Below are 20,986 nucleotides of genomic sequence, written 5' to 3' on the forward strand. Positions count from 1 at the left end.
GCGGCAACTCATTTGTTAATTTTGAATTTGTGACCCACTCATTTGGTTTTTTTATTAATTTCCTGTTAACTAAATTTTTTCAATTAGTTAACAGGATGAAAAATGAGAATGAGTGTCAAACAGTTACGCGCGTTTTTAGCGGTAGCTCACACTCTGAATTTCGCCCACGCCAGCGAACGGCTGAATCTCTCCCAGCCAGCTCTGAGCCTGACGATTAAAGCTCTGGAGGACGCGCTCGGCGGACCGCTGCTGCAGCGGAGCACGCGCAAGGTCGCGCTGACGCAGGAGGGCGAGACGTTTTTGCCGATGGCGCGGCAGCTGCTTGCCGACTGGGATAATGTCGAAGAGGCGATGCACCAGTGCTTTACCCTGCAGCGCGGTAAAATCTCGGTCGCGGCGATGCCGTCGTTTGCCGCGAATGTCCTGCCCGAGGTGCTGAAAGCGTTTCGCGATCGCCATGCCGGGATCAACGTCACCGTGCATGACGTGATTAACGAGCAGGTGATTGAGATGGTGCGGGAAGGGCGGGTCGAGATGGGCATCGCCTTTGAGCCCGCGCCCACGCACAACTTGCTGTTTACCCCGCTGGGTCTCGACCGCTTTGTTGCTATTGTGCCGAAAGATTCCCCGCTGGCGGGCAAAAAACGCCTGACATGGGAAGCGCTGCTGACGCTGGATTTCATCACCCTGCAGCGCCCGTCGGCGGTGCGTCTGATGATGGAAGAGGAGCTGGCGCGAAGCGGCAGAAAGCTGGACGTCGCGCTTGAAAGTCATCAGCTGGTGACGGTCGGGCGGATGGTCGCAAGCGGGCTGGGCGGCAGCGCCGTACCGGCGCTCTGCAAGACGCAGATGGCGTCGCTGGGCGCGGTCTGTATTCCGCTGGACAGTCCGCCTATTGAAAAGTGTATCGGGGTGATCCATCCCGGGCACACGCAGCTTTCAAAAGCGGCGCATGCCCTGCTGGAAACGCTGAAGGATTTTTACCAGCCCGATTAAGGGACGAGAAACACCTGCGGCGCGGCGTGAGCCGGGTGCCTGCCGACGTGAACCTGTGCGCCGTACCAGCACGCCAGCGCATCGGCCTGCAAAACGGTTTCCGGCTCTCCCTGAGACACGATCCTGCCGCTGTGCAGGAGCAGGAGGCGATCCGCCCACAGCGCTGCCAGGTTGAGGTCGTGCAGCACCGCGCAAACGTGCAGATGTCCCCGGCTGGTCAGGGATTTCAGCAGGCGCAGGAGATGCTGCTGGTGATAGAGATCGAGCGCAGAGGTGGGTTCATCAAGAAACAGCCAGCCGCGCGGCGCACCGTCGCACCAGAGCTGAGCCAGCGCGCGGGCGAGCTGAACGCGCTGCTGCTCGCCGCCGGAGAGCGCGGCAAACTGCCTGCCCGCCAGCGGTAAACAGCCGGTGATGGCCATGACCTCCTCGATCACCGTCGCTTCTGGCGTGCGGGTCCAGGGCGCACGCCCCATACCGACGACCGCCTCAACCGGCCAGTCAAATCCGAGCTGCGTGTTCTGGCGCATCACCGCCCGGTAGCGGGAGAGCTTGTCCGGCGACCAGGCCGCAAGCGGTGTGCCCGCCAGGCTGCACCGTCCGCCCGCAGGTTTAAGGTAGCCGGTAAGCAGCCGCAACAGCGTCGATTTCCCGGCACCGTTGGGGCCAATCAACGCCACCAGCTCGCCCTGAGATAAGGTCAGCGACACGTCGTGAATCAGCGTGCGTTGCCCGGCGCGAAAAACAAGGTTTTCTGCACAATAGCGTTCAGCCATGCGCACCTCCGCGACGAAAGATAAGCCACAGGAACCACGGCGCGCCGAGAAGGCTGGTCAATAAGCCGACCGGCATTTCCGCTGGGGCGACCAGGCTACGCGCCAGCGTATCGGCCACCAGCAGGAGCAGCGCACCGGCCAGCACCGAGCCGGGGAGCGTGGCCCGGTGGTCGGCTCCCAGCCACATGCGCACCAGGTGCGGCACCACCAGGCCGACAAAACCGATCACGCCGCTGACCGCAACGGCGGCAGCCACCAGCAGGGCACTGCACAACAGCAGGATCCGCTGCACGGCTGGAACCTCCACGCCGAGATAGTGCGCCTCTTCATCGCCCAGTTGCAGCAGGTTGAGGGGCCCTGCCAGACGCCAGATCGCCAGCAGGGTGGGGATCATCAGCGACGCGACGGCCAGCAGCGTCGACCACTGCGCCTGGCCGAGGCTGCCCATTCCCCAGAGGGAAAGCTGGCGAAGCTGGGCATCATTGCTGAGCCATGACAGCACGCCGACGGCGGCACCGCACAGGGCGTTGATGGCAATGCCCACCAGCAGCAGGCGCGACAGGGAAGCGTCACGCTGTCGGCTGAGCAGGAAAATCACGACGGTGGCGGCCAGCGCGCCGAGAAAAGCCGCCAGCATCGGGGCATACAGCATCACCAGCGCTGGCAGCGAGAGCGGAAGCACTACCCACAGGGCGACGGCAAGCGCCGCGCCGCTACTGATGCCGAGCAGGCCCGGGTCCGCCAGCGGGTTGCGAAACAGCCCCTGCATCACGCAGCCCGCCAGCGCCAGCGAACCGCCGATCGCCAGTGCCAGCAGCACGCGAGGCAGGCGGATCGTCAGCCAGATCTGACGCAGGGCCTCGTCGGTGCCGTTCCACAGCAGGCTGACCGGCAGGCGCAGCGCGCCAATACCGCTGGCCGTCAGCGTCGTGACGACCAGCAGCGCGGCCAGCATCCATAATGACAGTGCGGCTCGCCGGGACATCAGGGCAGTTGCTCCGCTTTGGCACGCAACTCCCGGATGGCTTCCGGCGTTCGCACGCTGAAGCCCAGCAGCGCCATGTCATCAATCGCCAGCACCTGCCTGTTCCGTCCTGCCGGGGTTTGCGCCAGGCCGGGCAGCGTCCACAGATTCGCTTCCCCACCCAGGGCGTTGATGCCGTCCTGCGAAATCACCACCAGATCGGGTCGGCTGGCAATCGTGCCTTCCTGAGACAGCGGCTGATAGCGGGTGAACCCCTGCATCGCATTCTGCAGCCCCGCCGCACGAATGGCCGCGTCCGCGCCGGTCTGTTGTCCGGCAGCCATGGCGGTCATTCCGCCGTGGTTGAGAATAAACAGCACCCGCTTATTGAGCGGCGACGCGGGAAGCGCCGACAGCGCCTGACGCAGCGTCTTGCGCAAGGCTTCCCCCTCGGCCTCGCGGTGCGTCGCTTCAGCGACGATCCGTACCTTTTCGTCAATGACGCTCAGATCGTTACCGGCAGGAATTGCGATGACCCTGACGTGGCTTTGCTCAACCTGCTTGAGCGCCAGAGACGGCTGCGCCTGGGCGCTGGCCAGCACCAGCGTAGGGCGCATGGATAAGATCCCTTCCGCGTTGAGCTGGCGCAGATAGCCCACGTCCGGCAGTGCGGTTGCCGCCTGCGGCCACTGGCTGGTGCTGTCGCGGGCCACGAGGGAAGAAGCCGCGCCGAGGGCGTAGACAATCTCGGTGACGTCGCCGCCGAGCGTGATGATTTTCTCCTGCGGCGCAGCAAACGCCAGCAGGGGCAGGGCGCTGAACAGGGCAAGCCACCGTTTCATGCGGCCAGCCCTTTCGCCGTTAAGGCGTCAATCTGGCTGCGCCACTGGCTCTGCTCCGGCTCGCCTTCCGTACGCTGGCCGTACAGCTGGGCGATTTGCGTCCCATCGGCGGCAAACAGCTCCAGGCTGGTGACATGCCCGTCCGCGGTCGGTTTGCGCGTGACCCACGTCTCGGCAATCGCGTCTTCAAGCAGGTGCAGGGTAAAGGTTGGGTTGAAGATGTTCAGCCAGCCTTTCATCGGCGCCAGCTTTTCCACCACGCCGGTGAAAATTTGCACGCAGCCGCGGTTGCCGACGAAGACCATGATTTCATTGCCGTCCCGACGCGCCGTCTCCAGCAGCTGCGCCAGCGCGCTGTTCTCTACCCGACAGGCCAGATCGTCCCCCACCAGGCGAAACGCCTGCTGGCGGCTGAGGTTATGACGTTTGAGCAGGCTAAAGAACTGATGCACGTCGGTCATGGCGCGCCACTCTTTGTCCACGAGGGCGGCTTGTGGGCTTTCCGCGTGAGCAGGGGCATCGGGCGCCTTTAACGCCAGCGGTGGATTATCGGCAAAGATAAAACGGGTCAGCACGTCGCCCCAGGCGGAAAGGTCGGTGTTGTCCGTGGCGTAGACCTTCAGCAGGGCATCGCCCTGATGGTCGAAGAACTGAATGCTTTGCCGCTCGCCGCGGGCGGTGGCTTCACTGATGTGAAACGCGCTTGCCCACTGGTTGAGGAACAGGCGCAGATCCAGCGCGCGCGGGTTCAGCACCAGCCCGGCATGGCCGTTCAGGTGCTGGTTGGTGAAGTTCCCGACCTGCTCGTGAACGGCGTAGTCGTTGCGGCAGATACATTTGGTTTCGCCCACCGCCTCCAGCGCGCCCAGGATCTCGCGCATTTCACCGTGCAGTCGCCAGGCGTCGTGGCCCACGCGGGCAAAGGTCAGCTCCGCTTCGCTGATGTTCATTAGCCCTGCAAGGTCGCGCGCGTACTTACCCGGATTTTCTTCTTTTAGCTCAAGCCAGCGTGTGTAGTGATTCATTGTCTCTTCCTTTCAAAGCAATGCCCCGGTCAGCCGGGGCGAAGGGATTACCATTGATAACTGACGAAAATCTTCCCGTTACGGCCGTCCTGCGGAATGCCCTGAGGTGACCAGTACGCTTTGTCGAAGGCGTTGCCGAGTACCAGCGTCGTGGTCACGCCTTTGAGCCGTTCCTGGCCCTTATAGCTGACATAGAAGTCATTGACCGCATAGCCCGGCTGCTCGCTGTAGCTGCTGCTGATATGCGTTGAGCGATCGACAAAGGTGCCAATCCAGCCGACGGAAAAACCGCTCTGTGCCACCGGAATGTCCAGCTTGCTGGTGACGGTATCCGGGTTGATGCTGGAGATGTACTCGCCCGTATCGGTATCTTTCCCGCGCGTGCGGTTGTAGGCCAGGTCGAGGTTGAAGAGGTCGGCAGAGTATTTTGCCATCATGTCCCAGCCCCAGATTTTGGCGTTCGGGACGTTATACGACATGGTGGTTGCCGCCGCGAAATTGACGGTGGTGGAGATGTAGTCTTTGGCTTTGGTATCGAAATAGCTGGCTTTAAACTCCAGCGCATCGTTGGCAAGCAGCAGATCGTCAAAGCGCAGACCGAAACCAAACTCCTGCGTTTCGTTGGTTTCCGGGCGCAGGTTCGGGTTCGGCACCCAGTAGTTGGTATAGAAGCGGCCAATAGAGAAGTGTTTGGCGTCGTTGTACATCTCACCCATGGTGGGCGCGCGGAACGCCTGTGCGTAAGAGCCAAACAGCATCAGCCAGTCGGTCGGGCTGACGGTCAACCCGGCGCGGGAGGACCACTTGTCGGCATCGACATCGTCGTAGCCATTGCTGCTGCCGCGGTAGTTGTCATACCGCGTGCCGCCCAGCAGGGTGACTGGCAGATCGCGCAGGGTAATTTCGTCCTGCAGCCAGCCGGAGCTGAAGTCGATTTTCGCCTCCGGGAAGCCGGTGGTTGCCCCGCCCGGATGTTGCTCCTGACGATAATATTCCCCGCCGTAGGTCAGAAGGTGTGATGCTAAGGTGTCGCTGAACAGGCGGGTGCGGTTTTCCACCTTGCCGCCTTTGGTGGTCTGCTTGCGGAACTCACCGCTGTTGTCGATATTCTGGGCATTAATGCGCGCTTCGGACCAGTAGACCTTCGCGTCGGCGTTCAGCCAGTCGTTACCTTCCGGGGCGATGTGATAGCCCACCTGCGCGTCACGCTGAATGGTGGAGCGATCGGTCATCGGGTTGCTGCTGTCCGCCCCGGGGGTTTGCGGGTTTTTCGGTTCCTGAGCGTCATTATTGTAGTAGCGCAGGGAGCCGCTCAGGGTCTGGGCCGGGTCGATTTTCCAGCTGCCTTTCGCCAGCATGTTATTGATGGATTCGTCGTTAGGGGCGGTTGCTCCGTCGCTCTGGCGAATATCACCGCGATCCCGGCTGGACCAGGCCACCAGACCGTCCAGGCTGTCGGTGCGGCCGTAGGCGCTGGCCCCCATGCCGAGACTGTGATCGCCCGTCGCGCCTGTCCCAAACACGCGGTAGCCGCTGTTTTTACCCGGCTCCAGCAGATCTTTCGCATCGGCGGTATCATAGGAAATCACGCCGCCCAGCGCGCCGCTGCCGTACAGCAGGGCCGAAGGGCCGCGAACCACTTCGATACGTTTAATCAGCGCCGGATCGAGGAACGTGCTGTTCAGGTGACCGGTGTCGGTGCCCTGACGCACGCCGTCAACCAGCACCAGCACGCCGCGACGGTCATAGCCGCGCAGGTTCACGTCCTGCCCGTTGGTGCGCCCGGTGCCGTCCAGCGTCAGGCCGGGGACGCTACGCAGCAGGTCGGCCGCCGAGCTGGCGGTTTGCTTCTCCGGCGCGCTGGCGTCAATCACGCTCACCATCATGGGGGCTTCAAAGGCGCTGCGGGCGTTGCCCGTGGCGGTGACGGTAATGTCATCTGTGGCAGCAAACGCCGCGGTCGGCAGGGCGCTGACAATTGCCAGCGTCAGAAGTGACGGGCGTAAAGACGCGGAAGACAGGTGTGGCATAGCAACTCTCCATTAGAATTGAAAAGCGCTGGCTGCCTGGGGTTTACCTGGGTGGCTGGCGTAGTTTTTTGTGTTGTTTATTTTGTGAGGATCAGTTTTCCGGCATGGGTCTGGCGCAGCAGATAGTGCTGGCCGTCATGCTCGATAATGACCCGGCCCTCATCGCCGAGCAGGGTTTTGCTGTCAATCCGACGCTCGGTTGGGGCTGGTGCTGTGTCTGTTTTTGCTGGCGTTGCCGCGCTGTTATCCGTACGTGACATAATGTTTATAAATAACAATCAATGTAACAATGATAATCATTATCAATAAACTACAAATTCACGGCAAGCGTTTTTGTGAAAAAAGGGTGAGAGGATCAAATTTGGGGGTGAGGTGCGGTCTGATGCCCTCACCCCGACCCTCTCCCACAGGGAGAGGGAGAAGGGCACGAATCGTAGGCCGGGTAAGCGCAGCGCCACCCGGCAGGATGTTAAAAGCGTGTGTCCACGGCTGCTGCGAGTTTCTCCAGCAGCAGCTCGCTATCTTCCCAGCTCAGGCACGGGTCGGTGATCGACTGGCCGTATACCATCTGCTGGCCAGCAACGATTTTCTGCGTGCCTTCTTTGATAAAGCTCTCCGCCATAATCCCTGCAACGGCGGTTGAACCGCTGCGGATCTGCTGGCAGATCTCATCGCAGACGTCCAGCTGGCGGCGATGCTGCTTCTGGCAGTTGCCGTGGCTGAAGTCCACCACCAGATGTTCCGGCAGGTCGAACTCGGCTAGGGTTTCACAGGCCGCCGCAATATCTTGTGCATGGTAATTGGGTTTCTTGCCGCCGCGCATGATGATGTGCCCGTACGGGTTACCGCTGGTCTGGTAGATGGTCATATGACCGCTCTTGTCCGGCGACAGGAACATGTGGCTGGCACGGGCAGCGCGGATGGCATCAACCGCAATACGGGTATTGCCATCGGTCCCGTTTTTAAAGCCGACCGGACAGGAGAGGGCGGAGGCCATCTCGCGGTGGATTTGGCTTTCGGTGGTGCGTGCGCCAATCGCGCCCCAGCTGATCAGATCGGCGATAAACTGCCCGGTCACCATATCAAGAAACTCGGTGGCGGTCGGCACGCCCAGCTCGTTGACCTGCAAAAGCAGCTTACGTGCCAGCTCAATGCCGTGGTTCACGCGATAGCTGCCGTTCAGGTCAGGGTCGGAAATCAGCCCTTTCCAGCCCACCACGGTCCGCGGTTTTTCAAAGTAGGTTCGCATCACAATCTCAAGGCGGTGCTGATACTTATCCCGCAGGCCCTGAAGCCGTTTTGCATAATCCATCGCGGCATCCAGATCGTGGATGGAGCAGGGACCAATCACCACCAGAAGACGCTTGTCTTCACCATTCAGTATTTTTTCAATGCGGCGGCGGGAGGCCGTTACGTGTTCCGCAACGGCAGCGGAAACAGGATGCCGCTGGGCCAGTTCAGCCGGCGTGACCAGGCTGTCAATGCGCGCAGTGCGGAGTTCATCGGTTTTATTCATGGAATGTCTCAGAAAATTTTTGCTTCATCGGCAGACTACCGGGAAGTGATGGGCATCACCTTAAACCAATCCCTGCTGATTTCAAGTTCGGGGCGACACCGCCCCGTGGTTGCCGATGATGATACCTGAATCTGAGCTAATGTACTAGCATATTAGTACATGCGGCGGTTAAGTCCCATGATGTCGAGAATTTTGGTGGCAATTTCTTCCACAGAGTAGTTGGTGCTGTTCAGCCACGGGATTTGATTTTTGCGGTACAGGGCTTCCACTTCGGAGACCTCCATACGGCACTGGCGCATGGAGGCGTAACGGCTGTTCTCGCGGCGCTCTTCGCGAATGGCAGCAAGGCGTTCCGGATTAATGGTCAGCCCGAACAGTTTGTGCTGCAGCGGCTTAAGGGCGGCGGGCAGCACCAGGTTATCCATATCGTCAGCAATAAACGGGTAGTTGGCGGCGCGAATGCCGAACTGCATCGCCAGGTAGAGGCTGGTCGGCGTTTTGCCGCAGCGCGACACGCCAAGCAGGATCACCTGCGCCTGGTCGAGATTTCGCAGAGAGATACCGTCGTCGTGCGCGAGGGTGTAATCGATGGCGGCGATACGCGCGTCGTACTTGGTCAGGTTGCCGGGGTTCAGTCCGTGGGTACGGTGGGCGATAGGCGTCGGGTCGAGCTTCAGCTCGCTTTGCAGCGGAGCCACCAGCGCCTGCACGATATCCTGACAGAAGCCTTCACTCTGCAGAATGATGGCGCGAATCTCGGGGATCACGATGGAGTAGAACACCAGCGGGCGGACGCCGGTCTGCTGGTAAATGGCGTCGATCTGGTCCTTCACCGCTTTGGCGCGGCTCTCATTTTCGACAAACGGCAGCGTAATGCTGTTGATCGATACGGGAAACTGCGACATCACCGCGTGGCCCAGCACCTCGGCGGTGATCGCCGTACCATCAGAAATATAAAAAACGTGACGATCGACAGCACTATCCATTTTACCCACCCTGAATATCAGACGTAATTGTCTGAAAGCATAAATTAAAAAAGTAATTTACACAGCAAAGAACTTATCCTAATTATGAATGAAACGCTGTTTTTGATTTTCCTGAAAAGTGGATTTCATTTTTCAAAGAGCGACTTTATTTTTGGGGTTTCTGGCTGAATATAGAGGAATCATCGGGTTAATCGTTGATGGGAAAGTATCCGAAAAGTTGAAATTTTAAATTGCTTACACGATTCACCGTTTTTTTAGCGGAAATAAATATGCCAGTATAAATACGTAGTCAGGTGTTACTTACTCCGATCAAATATCACAAAAGGATTGTTTCGATGTCCAACAATGGCTCGTCACCGCTGGTGCTTTGGTATAACCAACTCGGCATGAATGATGTAGACAGAGTTGGGGGCAAAAATGCCTCCCTGGGTGAAATGATTACAAACCTGTCGGGTATGGGTGTCTCCGTACCGAACGGGTTTGCCACCACCGCCGATGCCTTTAACCTGTTTTTAGACCAGAGCGGTGTTAACCAGCGCATTTACGACCTGCTGGATAAAACGGATATTGATGACGTCAGCGAGCTTGCCAAAGCCGGGGCGCAGATCCGCCAGTGGATCATCGACACACCTTTCCAGCCGGAACTGGAAAAAGCCATTCACGACGCATACAACCAGCTCTCTGCTGACGATGCTCAGGCCTCCTTTGCCGTGCGTTCCTCTGCGACCGCGGAAGACATGCCGGACGCCTCGTTTGCCGGGCAGCAGGAAACCTTCCTGAACGTCCAGGGTTACGATGCGGTGCTGGTGGCTGTGAAGCACGTGTTTGCTTCCCTGTTTAACGACCGTGCCATCTCCTATCGCGTGCACCAGGGCTACGACCATCGCGGCGTGGCACTTTCCGCTGGCGTGCAGCGCATGGTGCGCTCGGACGTGGGCTCATCCGGCGTGATGTTCTCCATTGATACCGAATCCGGCTTCGACCAGGTGGTGTTTATCACCTCCGCGTGGGGTCTGGGTGAGATGGTTGTGCAGGGTGCGGTTAACCCTGACGAATTCTACGTTCACAAGCCTACGCTGGCCGCTGGTCGTCCGGCGGTGGTGCGCCGCACCATGGGCTCGAAAAAAATCCGCATGATCTATGCCCCGACCCAGGAGCATGGCAAGCAGGTTAAAATTGAAGACGTACCGCAGGAGCAGCGCGACCGCTTCTCCCTGACCGACGCCGAAGTGCAGGAGCTGGCGAAGCAGGCGGTGCAGATTGAAAAACACTACGGCCGTCCGATGGATATTGAATGGGCGAAAGACGGGAACACCGGCAAGCTGTTTATCGTGCAGGCGCGTCCGGAAACCGTCCGCTCACGCGGCCAGGTGATGGAGCGTTATACGCTGCACGCCCAGGGCAAAATCGTGGCGGAAGGCCGTGCTATCGGTCACCGCATCGGGGCCGGTCCGGTGAAAGTGATCCACGACATCAGCGAGATGAACCGTATTGAGCCCGGCGACGTGCTGGTGACCGACATGACCGACCCGGACTGGGAACCGATCATGAAGAAAGCGGCGGCTATCGTCACCAACCGCGGCGGCCGTACCTGTCACGCGGCGATCATTGCACGCGAACTGGGTATTCCTGCGGTTGTCGGCTGCGGTGATGCTACCGAGCGCATGAAGGACGGACAGAACGTGACCGTCTCCTGTGCCGAAGGCGATACCGGCTACGTGTATGCCGATATCCTCGACTTCAGCGTGAAGAGCTCCAGCGTGGATACCATGCCGGATCTGCCGCTGAAGATCATGATGAACGTCGGTAACCCGGACCGCGCATTCGACTTCGCCTGCCTGCCGAACGAAGGCGTAGGCCTGGCGCGCCTGGAATTTATCATCAACCGTATGATCGGCGTTCACCCGCGTGCGCTGCTGGAGTTTGACGACCAGGAGCCGAAGCTGCAGAACGAAATCCGCGAGATGATGAAAGGCTACGACTCGCCGAAAGAGTTCTACGTTGGCCGTCTGACCGAAGGGATCGCGACGCTGGGTGCCGCTTTCTATCCGAAACGCGTGATTGTGCGTCTGTCTGACTTTAAGTCTAACGAATACGCCAACCTGGTCGGCGGCGAGCGCTACGAGCCGGAAGAAGAGAACCCGATGCTGGGCTTCCGCGGGGCCGGACGCTACGTGTCCGATAGCTTCCGCGACTGCTTCGCGCTGGAGTGTGAGGCGGTGAAGCGCGTGCGCAACGACATGGGGCTGACCAACGTGGAGATCATGATCCCGTTCGTACGTACCGTGGATCAGGCGAAAGCGGTTGTGGACGAGCTGGCGCGTCAGGGTCTGAAGCGCGGCGAGAACGGGCTGAAGATCATCATGATGTGTGAAATTCCGTCCAACGCCCTGCTGGCCGAGCAGTTCCTGGAGCACTTCGACGGCTTCTCTATCGGTTCGAACGACATGACGCAACTGACGCTGGGTCTGGACCGCGACTCCGGCGTGGTCTCCGAGCTGTTCGATGAGCGTAACGAGGCGGTGAAGGCGCTGCTCTCCCTGTCCATCCGCGCGGCGAAGAAGCAGGGCAAATACGTCGGGATTTGTGGTCAGGGTCCATCCGACCATGAAGACTTCGCTGCCTGGCTGATGGAAGAGGGGATTGATAGCCTGTCCCTGAACCCGGATACGGTGGTGCAAACCTGGCTGAGCCTGGCGGAACTGAACAAGTAACCGCTTAAAAACGGATAAAGGCGAGGAGATATCTCCTCGCCTTTTTTATTTTCCCTCTTATTTGCTCCCCATCACAAATAAAGTAAAAAACCAAATATCATAATTTGTCTGTCAATTTAGACAATTGTTAGCGCGCAACGCGTTGCTAATACTTGAGCCTTACTGCGCATTTCCCTTTCAGTGATGCGCAACTGGTTGAAATACGTTTTAACCTGATAAAAAGGCAAATAACAATGACACTCTCCTCTGTATTGCGTACCAAAGATAAAATAGGTTATGGCTTAGGTGATATGGCCAGCGCGCTGGTCTGGCAAACGGCAACCTTATTTCTCGCTTATTTCTATACGGACGTTTTTGGGCTCCCCGCCGCCATCATGGGCACCATGTTTTTAGTGGTGCGTGTGGTTGATGCGTTTGTCGACCCGTGCATTGGAGCCCTGGTGGATCGCACCCAGACGCGTCACGGTCGTTTCCGTCCCTGGCTGCTGTGGTTCGCCATTCCGTTTGGCGTAAGCTGCCTCATCACTTTCTATGTACCGGAGGTGGGGCCGACGGCGAAAATCGTTTATGCCTGTGTGACCTACGCGATCTTAAGCCTGATTTACTCCGCCATTAACGTACCTTACTGCGCCATGCCCGGCGCGCTGACGCTGGATCCGCGCGAGCGTCACTCCCTGCAGTCGTGGCGCTTTGGCCTGTCGTTTATCGGCGGGTTGATTGTGACGGTGATTGCCCTGCCGCTGGTCTCACTGTTAGGCCAGGGCAACGTGCAGAAAGGCTATTTCTATGCCATGAGCCTGATGGGGTTGCTGGGCATTGTGCTCTTTTTCTGCTGTTTCCTCATGACCCGAGAGCGCTATTCGCCGCGCAATGATACCTCCGGCTCGATGCTCACCGATTTAAAACTGCTGGCCGGAAACAGCCAGTGGCGCATTGTTTTCCTGTTTAATATTTTGCTGTTAACGGCGGTGGTGACGCGCGGTTCCGCCACGATGTATTACGTGAACTACGTGCTGTTGCGCCCGGAACTGGTTTTTGCCTTTATTGTTTCCGGAATGGTCGCCTCCTTAAGCGGCGCATTATTATCTGAACGGCTGCTGGGGAAATTTGATCGCGTGCGCGCCTACCAGTGGACCATTATTTCCTTCGTCATTTTCGGCGCGCTGATTTTCTTCCTGCCGCCTTCGCAGGTGTGGCTGATTTTTGGCCTCAACATCGTCTTTAGCTTTGTGCAAAACCTGACCACGCCGCTGCAGTGGACCATGTTCTCCGATGTGGTCGACTACGAAGATCATCGCAGCGGCCGCCGCCTGGACGGCTTGGTCTTCTCCACCGCACTGTTTGCCATCAAATTCGGCCTGGCGCTGGGTGGCGCGGTGGTCGGCTGGGTGCTGGGCATGGTGGATTACGCCCCGGGACAGGCAACTCAGGCACCCCACGTACTCTCTACGATTAACGCGCTGTTCACCCTTATCCCTTGCGCGCTGTTCCTTTGCATGGTCGCGCTGCTTGCTATCTACAAGCTCAACAGTCGGCTGGTGGATTCCATCGCCCGGGAGTTGGCCAGCAAGCGTGAGGTGAGACCCGACGCGGGGCAGCTCAGCCCAACAATCCCTTCCGCACTACAGGAGTAAAACATGACAGCTATCTATAAGGACGCGGGACGTCCCGTGCACGAGCGCGTCGCCGATTTACTGGCGCGTATGACCCCGGAAGAGAAGTTCACCCAGATGCATGCCTACTGGCTGATCCTCGATGAAAACGGCAACCACCGCGAGCGCAGCGACCTCAGCGATGAATTCGCCGGCGTGAGCGAGCAGGCTGCGCTGAGCGAACGGCTAAAGCTGGGCGTCGGGCAGATCACCCGTCCGCTGGGTACCCATATCGTTGACGCGAAAACCGGGGTGCGCGCCGCTAACCGCCTGCAGCGCATGATGATGGAAGAGACACGCCTCGGCATTCCGGCATTGTTCCATGAAGAGTGCCTGGTGGGGCTGCTGTGCAAAGACGCCACGCTATTCCCGTCGTCGCTTAACTACGGCTCTACCTGGGATCCTGAACTGGTACAGCGCGCGGCAGAGCAGATCGGTGTAGAGGCGCGGTCCGTCGGCTGTCAGCAGGGGCTGGCGCCGGTGCTGGACGTTTCCCGCGACGTGCGCTGGGGGCGAACCGAAGAGACCTTCGGGGAAGATCCCTGGCTGGTGGGGGTGATGGCAACCGCCTACGTGAAAGGGTTGCAGGGCGATAGGCGTGATCTGCTGGCGACGCTCAAGCACTACGTGGGCCACTCGTTCAGCGAAGGGGCGCGCAACCATGCACCGGTACATCTGGGCTTTAGCGAACTGAACGACACCTTCCTACTGCCGTTTGAAATGGCGGTGAAGCTGGCCAATGCCGGGTCGGTGATGCCGGCCTACCACGATATCGACAATCAGCCGGGGCACAGCGACAGCTTCCTGCTGACCACCGTCCTGCGCGAACAGTGGGGGTTCGACGGCATTATTGTCGCGGATTACGGCGGCGTCAGCCTGCTGCACCAGCATCATGGTGTGTCCCACGATGCGGCCGAATCCGCCGCGCTGGCCTTTAACGCCGGGCTGGACGTCGAGTTGCCGAAAGATGACTGCGCGCGCCATCTGGCGGACGCCGTTGAGCGCGGGCTGATTTCTATGACCAGGGTGGATGAGATCGTGGCGCGCGTGCTGACCGAAAAATTCCGCCTGGGCCTGTTTGAAAACCCGTACGCGGATGAAAATGGTATCGATCTGCAAAATGACACCACCCGACAGGTTGCGCGGGAGGTGGCGACGAAATCGGTCACGCTGCTGGAAAACAACGGTATTTTACCGCTCGGCGGTAAGCCTCGCGTGGCGGTGGTGGGGCCGACGGCAGACGATCCGCTGGCGCTGCTCAGCGGCTACAGCTTCCCGGTGCATCTGATCATCAGCGATATGGTGGAAGAGACCTCGCAGGTAACGACCCCGCGCGCGGCGCTGGAACATTACCTCGGCGCGTCGCAGGTCCGTTACGCCAAAGGGTGTCACATCATCGAGAAACGGATGGCGGGTGCGCCGGTCTTCCCGGGCGACAGCGGCGGTAAGCCGATGCAGCAGTCGCCGGTCTCGCAAAGCACCGCGCTGATCCCCGAGGCTGTGAACGCGGCGCAGGAGAGTGACGTGGTGGTGGCCTGTGTGGGCGATCTCGCCGGGCTGTTCCAGAGCGGAACCGTGGGGGAAGGTTCCGACACCGACTCCCTGAATCTGCCGGGCGTGCAGCAACAGCTGCTGGAGGCGCTGGTGGCGACGGGCAAACCGGTGATTGTCGTGATGACCGGCGGGCGCCCGTACAACCTGCAGGGGCTGGAGGATAAGATCGCAGCGCTGCTGGTGGCGTGGGCGCCAGGGCAGGAAGGGGGCTGGGCGATCGCGGACGTGCTAACGGGACGCGCAGAGCCGCAGGGGCGTCTGGTGGTGAGCGTGCCGAAAAGCGCCGGGGCAATGCCGTATTACTACAATCACAAGCTCAAAAGCGGCGGCACGCCGTTTGCGTTCCACTTCGGTTCACGTTATCCGTTTGGCTTCGGCCTTGGCTGGACGACGTTTAGCTGGGGGGCTGCCCGCGTAGCTGAAAGCAGCGTGCCGGTCGACGGCGAGGTGACGCTGAGCGTGGATATCACCAATGCCGGGGAACGCAGCGGCAGCGAGGTGGTGCAGGTTTACGTCAGGGATAAGGTCGCCACCCAGGTGCGACCGCTTCAGGAGCTGAAAGCCTTCCAGCGCGTCACGCTCTCGCCGGGCGAAACCGCCACTCTCAGCTTTACGCTACCGGTTGAGATGTTCAACTTTACCCGTCGGGACGGGAAACGCATCGTTGAGCCGGGTGAGTTTGAACTGCAGGTTGGCGCATCGTCGGCGGATATTCGCGCGGCGGTGACGGTTAATGTGACAGGGGAAACACGGGTGCTGCCTGTTGAGTGGCGGATGCTCAGTACCTGTGACGTTAAGCGCGCGTAGTCAGGATAAAAAAAAAGCCCATCGTGGGAGATGGGCAAAGACTACACACAGCAATTCGTTGTTTCACTCAGGGGATTTCCATGCTTATAAATCAAGGTGTTGATCTATAACCGTGTCCTAATAGTAGGCATGTCATCTTTTAGCGTCGATCGGATTCGTCTCAATAGTTAAAGAGACGTAAAGATTTTTTAAGGTGAATAGCGGACTTAGAGCAAAAAAGGCGGGTCTGACCAGTGAACAACGAATAAATACTTTAGCAGCGTTAAAGTATTATGAGGGGGAATGTAGGCCGGGTAAGCGTTAGCGCCACCCGGCAAAAAAACTTAATGCGTGTTCTTCTCTTCCAACTCTTCCAGTTCGCTCAAAATCACGTCCGGGTCTGTTCCCGGAGGCGGAATTTCATGCACCCAGGCGGAGAACAGACGCCAGGTGACGGCGAGCAGCACCGGGCCAATAAACAGGCCTATCATGCCAAAGGCAATCAGTCCGCCAATGACCCCGGAGAGGATCAGGATCAACGGCAGGTCAGCACCCATGCGGATAAGTATCGGACGAATGACGTTATCCATGGTGCCGACCACGCAGCTCCAGACCAGCAGCACCGTTCCCCACGTGGTATCACCCGTCCAGTATAGCCAGATAATACTAGGGACCAGCACCAGCAGCGGTCCCAGTTGCGCAAGACAGGTCATCAGCATGACCACGGTGAACACGGTGGCGTACGGTACGCCGGAAATCGCCAGACCGATACCACCCAGCACCGCCTGCACCAGCGCGGTCACCACCACGCCCAGCGCCACCGCACGCACGGCCTGCGCAGCCAGTAAAACCGCCGCGTCACCCCGTTTGCCCGCCAGGCGGGTGGCAAAGTGACGAACGCCTAAAGCCACCTGCTCGCCGCGCCAGTAGAGCAGGGCGCTGAAGAGCAGCATCAGGGTACAGTGCATCATAAACCGGCCGATATGCGCCGCCTGACCCACAAACCAGGTCGTGGTCGTGCCTATATACGGGCGGACTTTTGCCATCAGCGCGCTGCCGCCCATCTCCAGCAGGCTATGCCAGCCGCTGTAGAGCTTGGCGCCCACCACCGGAATGCTGTTCAGCCAGGCGAGATCCGGCAGCGTCAGGTCACCGCTGCTAATAGCGCGAATAACGGGGCCACTGGAATCCACCAGGCTATTCACCAGCAGGGCAATCGGAATAATAAACAGCAGGAACAGCAGGAGCGTCATGACCAGCACCGCTAACCCGCGGCGGCCGAACAGCAGCTTCTGCAAACGCAGCAGCAGAGGCCACGTGGCAACGACAACGGTCGCGGCCCAGGCGAAGCCGAGAATAAAGGGTTGAACAATCCACAGACACGCAATAATCATGAGGGCCAGGAACAGCACCGACAGCAAAATTTGCGCAACATCCCTGGGCTGGCGAAGATTGACCATAAATGAAACTTTCCTTAAAAGAACGCCAGCATGGCTGGCGGGAACGGAAAACCGCGTCTCTCTAATCATTGATGATCTCAGCGGTTTTTGACAGGCGGATTTTGCCTGTAATTCGGCAGAGATTATAAGAAAAAAATGTGATAAAACTTTTAAGATACACGCAAACGATTTCATACAACTCTAATTAGGGTCGACAGTTATGATCCCACAGATTTCTCAGGCACCTGGCGTCGTTCAGCTGGTGCTTAATTTTTTGCAAGCACTGGAGCAACAGGGTTTTACAGGTGATACCGCCACGAACTATGCCGACAGGCTGACGATGGCGACCGATAACAGTATTTACCAGCTTCTTCCCGACGCCGTCGTTTTCCCTCGTTCAACGGCTGACGTGGCGCTGATTGCCCGGCTGGCCACACAGGAGCGCTTTGCCTCTCTGGTCTTTACGCCGCGCGGCGGCGGCACCGGGACCAATGGTCAGGCGCTGAACCAGGGCATCATTGTTGATATGTCGCGCTATATGAACCGCATCATTGAGATCAACCCGGAAGAGGGGTGGGTGCGGGTCGAAGCGGGCGTTATCAAAGATCAGCTTAACCAGTACCTCAAGCCTTACGGTTACTTTTTTGCCCCGGAGCTTTCCACCAGTAACCGCGCGACCCTTGGCGGGATGATCAACACGGATGCCTCCGGTCAGGGCTCGCTGGTCTACGGCAAAACCTCCGATCACGTGCTGGGCGTGCGTGCCGTTCTGCTGGGCGGCGATATTCTCGATACGCAGCCGATGCCGGTCGAACTGGCGGAAACGCTGGGCAAAGATAACACGGCCAGCGGACGCATCTATCGTACCGTGCTGGAGCGCTGCCGCGACAACCGCCAGCTTATTCTCGATAAGTTCCCCAAACTGAACCGCTTCCTGACCGGGTACGACCTGCGTCACGTCTTTAACGACGACCTGACCCAGTTTGATTTAACCCGCGTGCTCACCGGCTCCGAAGGGACGCTGGCGTTTATCACCGAGGCGCGGCTGGATATCACCCGCCTGCCGAAGGTGCGTCGTCTGGTGAACGTCAAATATGACTCCTTCGATTCCGCGCTGCGCAATGCGCCGTTTATGGTGGAAGCGAAAGCGCTGTCGGTGGAAACGGTTGACTCCAAAGTGCTTAACCTGGCCCGGGAAGATATTGTCTGGCACTCCGTCAGCGATCTCATTACCGACGTGCCGGATAAAGAGATGCTCGGTCTTAACATCGTGGAATTTGCCGGCGACGATGCGGCGCTGATTGAGAGCCAGGTCACCACGCTCTGCCAGCGGCTGGATGAGCTGATTGCGCAGGGCGAAGGCGGCGTGATCGGCTGGCAGCTCTGTAACGATCTGGCCGGGATTGAGCGTATCTATGCGATGCGTAAAAAAGCCGTGGGCCTGCTCGGCAATGCGAAAGGGGCGGCGAAGCCCATTCCCTTTGCCGAAGACACCTGCGTGCCGCCTGAGCATCTGGCGGATTATATCGTCGAGTTTCGCGCCCTGCTGGACAGCCACGGCCTGAGCTACGGCATGTTCGGCCACGTCGATGCCGGGGTACTGCACGTGCGTCCGGCGCTGGATATGTGCGACCCGCAGCAGGAGATTCTGATGAAGCAGATCTCCGACGATGTGGTGGCCTTAACCGCCAAATATGGCGGTCTGCTCTGGGGAGAGCACGGGAAAGGATTCCGCGCGGAATACAGCCCCGCATTCTTCGGCGAACAGCTCTATGCGGAGCTGCGCAAGGTGAAGGCGGCTTTCGACCCGCATAACCGCCTCAACCCGGGCAAAATCTGCCCGCCTGAAGGCGTGGACGCGCCAATGATGCAGGTGGATGCCGTCAAGCGCGGCACATACGACAGACAGATCCCGATTGCGGTGCGCTCCTCCTGGCGCGGCGCGATGGAGTGTAACGGCAACGGCCTGTGCTTTAACTTTGATGTGAAAAGCCCGATGTGTCCGTCAATGAAAATCACCAGCAACCGTATCCACTCGCCAAAGGGGCGGGCGACGCTGGTGCGTGAATGGCTGCGTCTGCTGGCCGATCGCGGGGTTGACCCGCTCAGGCTGGAGCAGCAGCTTCCGGAAAAACGGGCCAGCCTGCGCTCGCTGATTGAACGCACCCGCAACAGCTGGCATGCCAACAAGGGCGAGTATGATTTCTCCCATGAGGTGAAAGAGGCGATGTCCGGCTGTCTGGCCTGTAAAGCCTGCTCAACCCAATGCCCGATTAAAATCGATGTGCCGGAATTCCGCTCGCGCTTCCTGCAGCTGTATCACACCCGCTACCTCCGCCCGGTTCGCGACCATCTGGTGGCGACGGTGGAAAGCTACGCGCCGCTGATGGCGCGCGCGCCGAAGACCTTCAACTTCTTTATCAACCAGCCGCTGGTGCGCAAGCTCTCCGAAAAACATATCGGCATGGTCGATCTGCCGCTGCTGTCGGTGCCGTCTCTGCAGCGCCAGCTCGTCGGGCATCGCTCGGCGAACATGACCCTGGAGCAGCTGGAGGCACTCACGCCTGAGCAAAAAGCGAAGGTGGTGCTGGTGGTGCAGGATCCGTTTACCAGCTACTACGATGCCCAGGTGGTGGCGGATTTCATCCGCCTGACCGAAAAGCTGGGGTATCAGCCGGTGGTCCTGCCGTTTTCACCCAACGGTAAGGCGCAGCACATTAAAGGCTTCCTGACGCGCTTTGCGAAGACCGCGCAGAAAACCGCTGACTTCTTAAACCGCGTGGCGCAACTCGCGATACCGATGGTCGGCGTCGACCCGGCGCTGGTGCTGTGCTATCGCGATGAATACAAGCAGACGCTGGGCGACAAGCGCGGTGATTTCCACGTCATGCTGGTGCACGAGTGGCTGCCGATGGCCCTGGAAGGCAAAGCTGTACAGGAGGTCAGCGGCGAGCCGTGGTATCTGTTCGGACACTGCACGGAAGTCACCGCGCTGCCGGGTGCACCCGCGGAGTGGGCCTCCGTTTTTGCCCGCTTCGGCGCGAAGCTGGAAAGCGTCAGCGTGGGCTGCTGCGGCATGGCTGGCACCTACGGTCACGAAGTGAAAAACCACGCCAACTCGCTCGGTATCTATGAGCTGTCCTGGCATCAGGCGATGCAGCGTTTGCCGCGAAACCGCTGTCTGGCAACGGGCTACTCCTGTCGAAGCCAGGTGAAACGGGTAGAAGGTAACGGGGTACGTCACCCATTGCAGGCTTTACTGGAGATAATTGGATGATCTGGAAACGTGCCGTGACGCTGCAGGCGCTGAACGCCATGGGCGAGGGGAATATGGTGGGGCTGCTGGATATCCAGTTCACCCGCATTGGCGACGATGATATCGAGGCCACCATGCCCGTCGATCGTCGCACACATCAGCCGTTTGGTTTATTGCACGGCGGGGCGTCCGTCGTGCTGGCCGAAACCCTGGGCTCGGTGGCGGGATATCTCTGTACCGAAGGGGAGCAGAAGGTGGTCGGACTCGAGGTGAATGCTAACCATATCCGCTCGGTACGCAGCGGGCGCGTGCGCGGAGTTTGCCGCGCGCTCCACGCCGGTAGCCGCCATCAGGTATGGCAGATTGACATTCTCGACGAGCAGGATCGCCTGTGCTGCTCGTCGCGGCTGACGACGGCGGTCGTGTAAAGTTTTCAGATGTTTTGCCTTT

At 59.3% G+C, this 20,986-nt stretch carries 15 protein-coding genes and 1 other RNA gene; 6 read left to right on the forward strand and 10 right to left on the reverse strand.

Going from position 1 to position 20,986, the window contains the following annotated elements:
* The first annotated feature begins 102 nt into the window (after positions 1–102).
* Entirely contained in the window at positions 103–996 is an 894-nt protein-coding gene (locus tag ACMGGU_RS07315) for a LysR family transcriptional regulator (protein WP_032645461.1), read from the forward strand.
* Here ACMGGU_RS07315 and ACMGGU_RS07320 read toward each other — a convergent pair.
* The 8 genes from ACMGGU_RS07320 to ppsR form a co-directional block, all read right to left on the reverse strand.
* Positions 993–1,772 (reverse strand): heme ABC transporter ATP-binding protein, encoded by a 780-nt coding sequence (locus ACMGGU_RS07320; RefSeq protein ID WP_420300352.1) that lies wholly within the window; start codon positions 1,770–1,772, stop codon positions 993–995. The genes ACMGGU_RS07315 and ACMGGU_RS07320 overlap by 4 nt on opposite strands.
* Positions 1,765–2,757, reverse strand: a complete 993-nt coding sequence (locus tag ACMGGU_RS07325; protein WP_048222666.1) for a FecCD family ABC transporter permease — start codon at positions 2,755–2,757, stop codon at positions 1,765–1,767. The genes ACMGGU_RS07320 and ACMGGU_RS07325 overlap by 8 nt, the downstream gene beginning before the upstream one ends.
* Positions 2,757–3,578, reverse strand: a complete 822-nt coding sequence (locus ACMGGU_RS07330; RefSeq protein WP_252077282.1) for a heme/hemin ABC transporter substrate-binding protein — start codon at positions 3,576–3,578, stop codon at positions 2,757–2,759. Before ACMGGU_RS07330 ends, ACMGGU_RS07325 begins: the two co-directional genes overlap by 1 nt.
* On the reverse strand, positions 3,575–4,603 hold the full coding sequence (gene chuS, locus ACMGGU_RS07335; RefSeq protein ID WP_343665870.1) for a hematinate-forming heme oxygenase ChuS: 1,029 nt from the start codon (positions 4,601–4,603) through the stop codon (positions 3,575–3,577). The genes ACMGGU_RS07330 and chuS overlap by 4 nt, the downstream gene beginning before the upstream one ends.
* Before the next feature lie 47 nt (positions 4,604–4,650).
* Positions 4,651–6,633: a TonB-dependent hemoglobin/transferrin/lactoferrin family receptor gene (locus ACMGGU_RS07340; RefSeq protein ID WP_420300353.1), complete on the reverse strand. Its 1,983-nt coding sequence runs from the start codon at positions 6,631–6,633 to the stop codon at positions 4,651–4,653.
* A gap of 77 nt (positions 6,634–6,710) precedes the next feature.
* On the reverse strand, positions 6,711–6,893 hold the full coding sequence (gene hemP, locus ACMGGU_RS07345; protein WP_048222676.1) for a hemin uptake protein HemP: 183 nt from the start codon (positions 6,891–6,893) through the stop codon (positions 6,711–6,713).
* Positions 6,894–7,102: 209 nt separating this feature from the next.
* On the reverse strand, positions 7,103–8,149 hold the full coding sequence (aroH, locus tag ACMGGU_RS07350; RefSeq protein WP_008500645.1) for a 3-deoxy-7-phosphoheptulonate synthase AroH: 1,047 nt from the start codon (positions 8,147–8,149) through the stop codon (positions 7,103–7,105).
* 152 nt (positions 8,150–8,301) lie between these two features.
* Positions 8,302–9,135 (reverse strand): posphoenolpyruvate synthetase regulatory kinase/phosphorylase PpsR, encoded by an 834-nt coding sequence (gene ppsR, locus ACMGGU_RS07355; protein WP_008500644.1) that lies wholly within the window; start codon positions 9,133–9,135, stop codon positions 8,302–8,304.
* A 335-nt stretch (positions 9,136–9,470) separates the two neighbouring features.
* On the opposite strand from ppsR, the gene ppsA reads away from it, so the two are divergent.
* The 3 genes from ppsA to ACMGGU_RS07370 all read left to right on the forward strand — a co-directional run bounded on the left by ppsA (position 9,471) and on the right by ACMGGU_RS07370 (position 15,862).
* Positions 9,471–11,849, forward strand: coding sequence for a phosphoenolpyruvate synthase (gene ppsA, locus ACMGGU_RS07360; protein ID WP_420300354.1), 2,379 nt, complete (start codon positions 9,471–9,473; stop codon positions 11,847–11,849).
* Between the two features lie 233 nt (positions 11,850–12,082).
* Complete coding sequence (locus tag ACMGGU_RS07365; RefSeq protein ID WP_420300355.1) at positions 12,083–13,483, forward strand: MFS transporter; 1,401 nt, start codon at positions 12,083–12,085, stop codon at positions 13,481–13,483.
* A gap of 3 nt (positions 13,484–13,486) precedes the next feature.
* Positions 13,487–15,862 (forward strand): glycoside hydrolase family 3 N-terminal domain-containing protein, encoded by a 2,376-nt coding sequence (locus ACMGGU_RS07370; RefSeq protein WP_420300356.1) that lies wholly within the window; start codon positions 13,487–13,489, stop codon positions 15,860–15,862.
* A gap of 6 nt (positions 15,863–15,868) precedes the next feature.
* Here ACMGGU_RS07370 and rprA read toward each other — a convergent pair.
* An RNA gene (rprA, locus tag ACMGGU_RS07375) (antisense sRNA RprA) lies at positions 15,869–15,976 on the reverse strand.
* 209 nt (positions 15,977–16,185) lie between these two features.
* Complete coding sequence (gene ydiK / locus ACMGGU_RS07380; RefSeq protein WP_045910283.1) at positions 16,186–17,301, reverse strand: AI-2E family transporter YdiK; 1,116 nt, start codon at positions 17,299–17,301, stop codon at positions 16,186–16,188.
* A 199-nt stretch (positions 17,302–17,500) separates the two neighbouring features.
* On the opposite strand from ydiK, the gene ACMGGU_RS07385 reads away from it, so the two are divergent.
* Together ACMGGU_RS07385 and menI are read left to right on the forward strand one after the other, a co-directional pair.
* On the forward strand, positions 17,501–20,557 hold the full coding sequence (locus tag ACMGGU_RS07385; protein WP_420300357.1) for an FAD-binding and (Fe-S)-binding domain-containing protein: 3,057 nt from the start codon (positions 17,501–17,503) through the stop codon (positions 20,555–20,557).
* Complete coding sequence (gene menI / locus ACMGGU_RS07390; RefSeq protein ID WP_021241102.1) at positions 20,554–20,964, forward strand: 1,4-dihydroxy-2-naphthoyl-CoA hydrolase; 411 nt, start codon at positions 20,554–20,556, stop codon at positions 20,962–20,964. Before ACMGGU_RS07385 ends, menI begins: the two co-directional genes overlap by 4 nt.
* Positions 20,965–20,986 lie beyond the last annotated feature (22 nt).

It is taken from the genome of Enterobacter sp. BNK-8 (assembly GCF_048685095.1).
GTDB classification, from domain to species: Bacteria; Pseudomonadota; Gammaproteobacteria; order Enterobacterales; family Enterobacteriaceae; genus Enterobacter; species Enterobacter quasiroggenkampii.

Excerpts from the sequence above, each read along its gene's own strand:
- ppsA (WP_420300354.1), top strand. The coding sequence starts at position 9,471 with ATGTCCAACAATGGCTCGTCACCGCTGGTGCTTTGGTATAACCAACTC.
- ACMGGU_RS07370 (WP_420300356.1), top strand. The coding sequence starts at position 13,487 with ATGACAGCTATCTATAAGGACGCGGGACGTCCCGTGCACGAGCGCGTC.
- ACMGGU_RS07340 (WP_420300353.1), bottom strand. The coding sequence starts at position 6,633 with ATGCCACACCTGTCTTCCGCGTCTTTACGCCCGTCACTTCTGACGCTG.
- ACMGGU_RS07325 (WP_048222666.1), bottom strand. The coding sequence starts at position 2,757 with ATGTCCCGGCGAGCCGCACTGTCATTATGGATGCTGGCCGCGCTGCTG.
- ACMGGU_RS07385 (WP_420300357.1), top strand. The coding sequence starts at position 17,501 with ATGATCCCACAGATTTCTCAGGCACCTGGCGTCGTTCAGCTGGTGCTT.
- menI (WP_021241102.1), top strand. The coding sequence starts at position 20,554 with ATGATCTGGAAACGTGCCGTGACGCTGCAGGCGCTGAACGCCATGGGC.
- aroH (WP_008500645.1), bottom strand. The coding sequence starts at position 8,149 with ATGAATAAAACCGATGAACTCCGCACTGCGCGCATTGACAGCCTGGTC.
- ppsR (WP_008500644.1), bottom strand. The coding sequence starts at position 9,135 with ATGGATAGTGCTGTCGATCGTCACGTTTTTTATATTTCTGATGGTACG.
- ACMGGU_RS07330 (WP_252077282.1), bottom strand. The coding sequence starts at position 3,578 with ATGAAACGGTGGCTTGCCCTGTTCAGCGCCCTGCCCCTGCTGGCGTTT.
- hemP (WP_048222676.1), bottom strand. The coding sequence starts at position 6,893 with ATGTCACGTACGGATAACAGCGCGGCAACGCCAGCAAAAACAGACACA.
- ydiK (WP_045910283.1), bottom strand. The coding sequence starts at position 17,301 with ATGGTCAATCTTCGCCAGCCCAGGGATGTTGCGCAAATTTTGCTGTCG.
- chuS (WP_343665870.1), bottom strand. The coding sequence starts at position 4,603 with ATGAATCACTACACACGCTGGCTTGAGCTAAAAGAAGAAAATCCGGGT.
- ACMGGU_RS07315 (WP_032645461.1), top strand. The coding sequence starts at position 103 with ATGAGAATGAGTGTCAAACAGTTACGCGCGTTTTTAGCGGTAGCTCAC.
- ACMGGU_RS07320 (WP_420300352.1), bottom strand. The coding sequence starts at position 1,772 with ATGGCTGAACGCTATTGTGCAGAAAACCTTGTTTTTCGCGCCGGGCAA.
- ACMGGU_RS07365 (WP_420300355.1), top strand. The coding sequence starts at position 12,083 with ATGACACTCTCCTCTGTATTGCGTACCAAAGATAAAATAGGTTATGGC.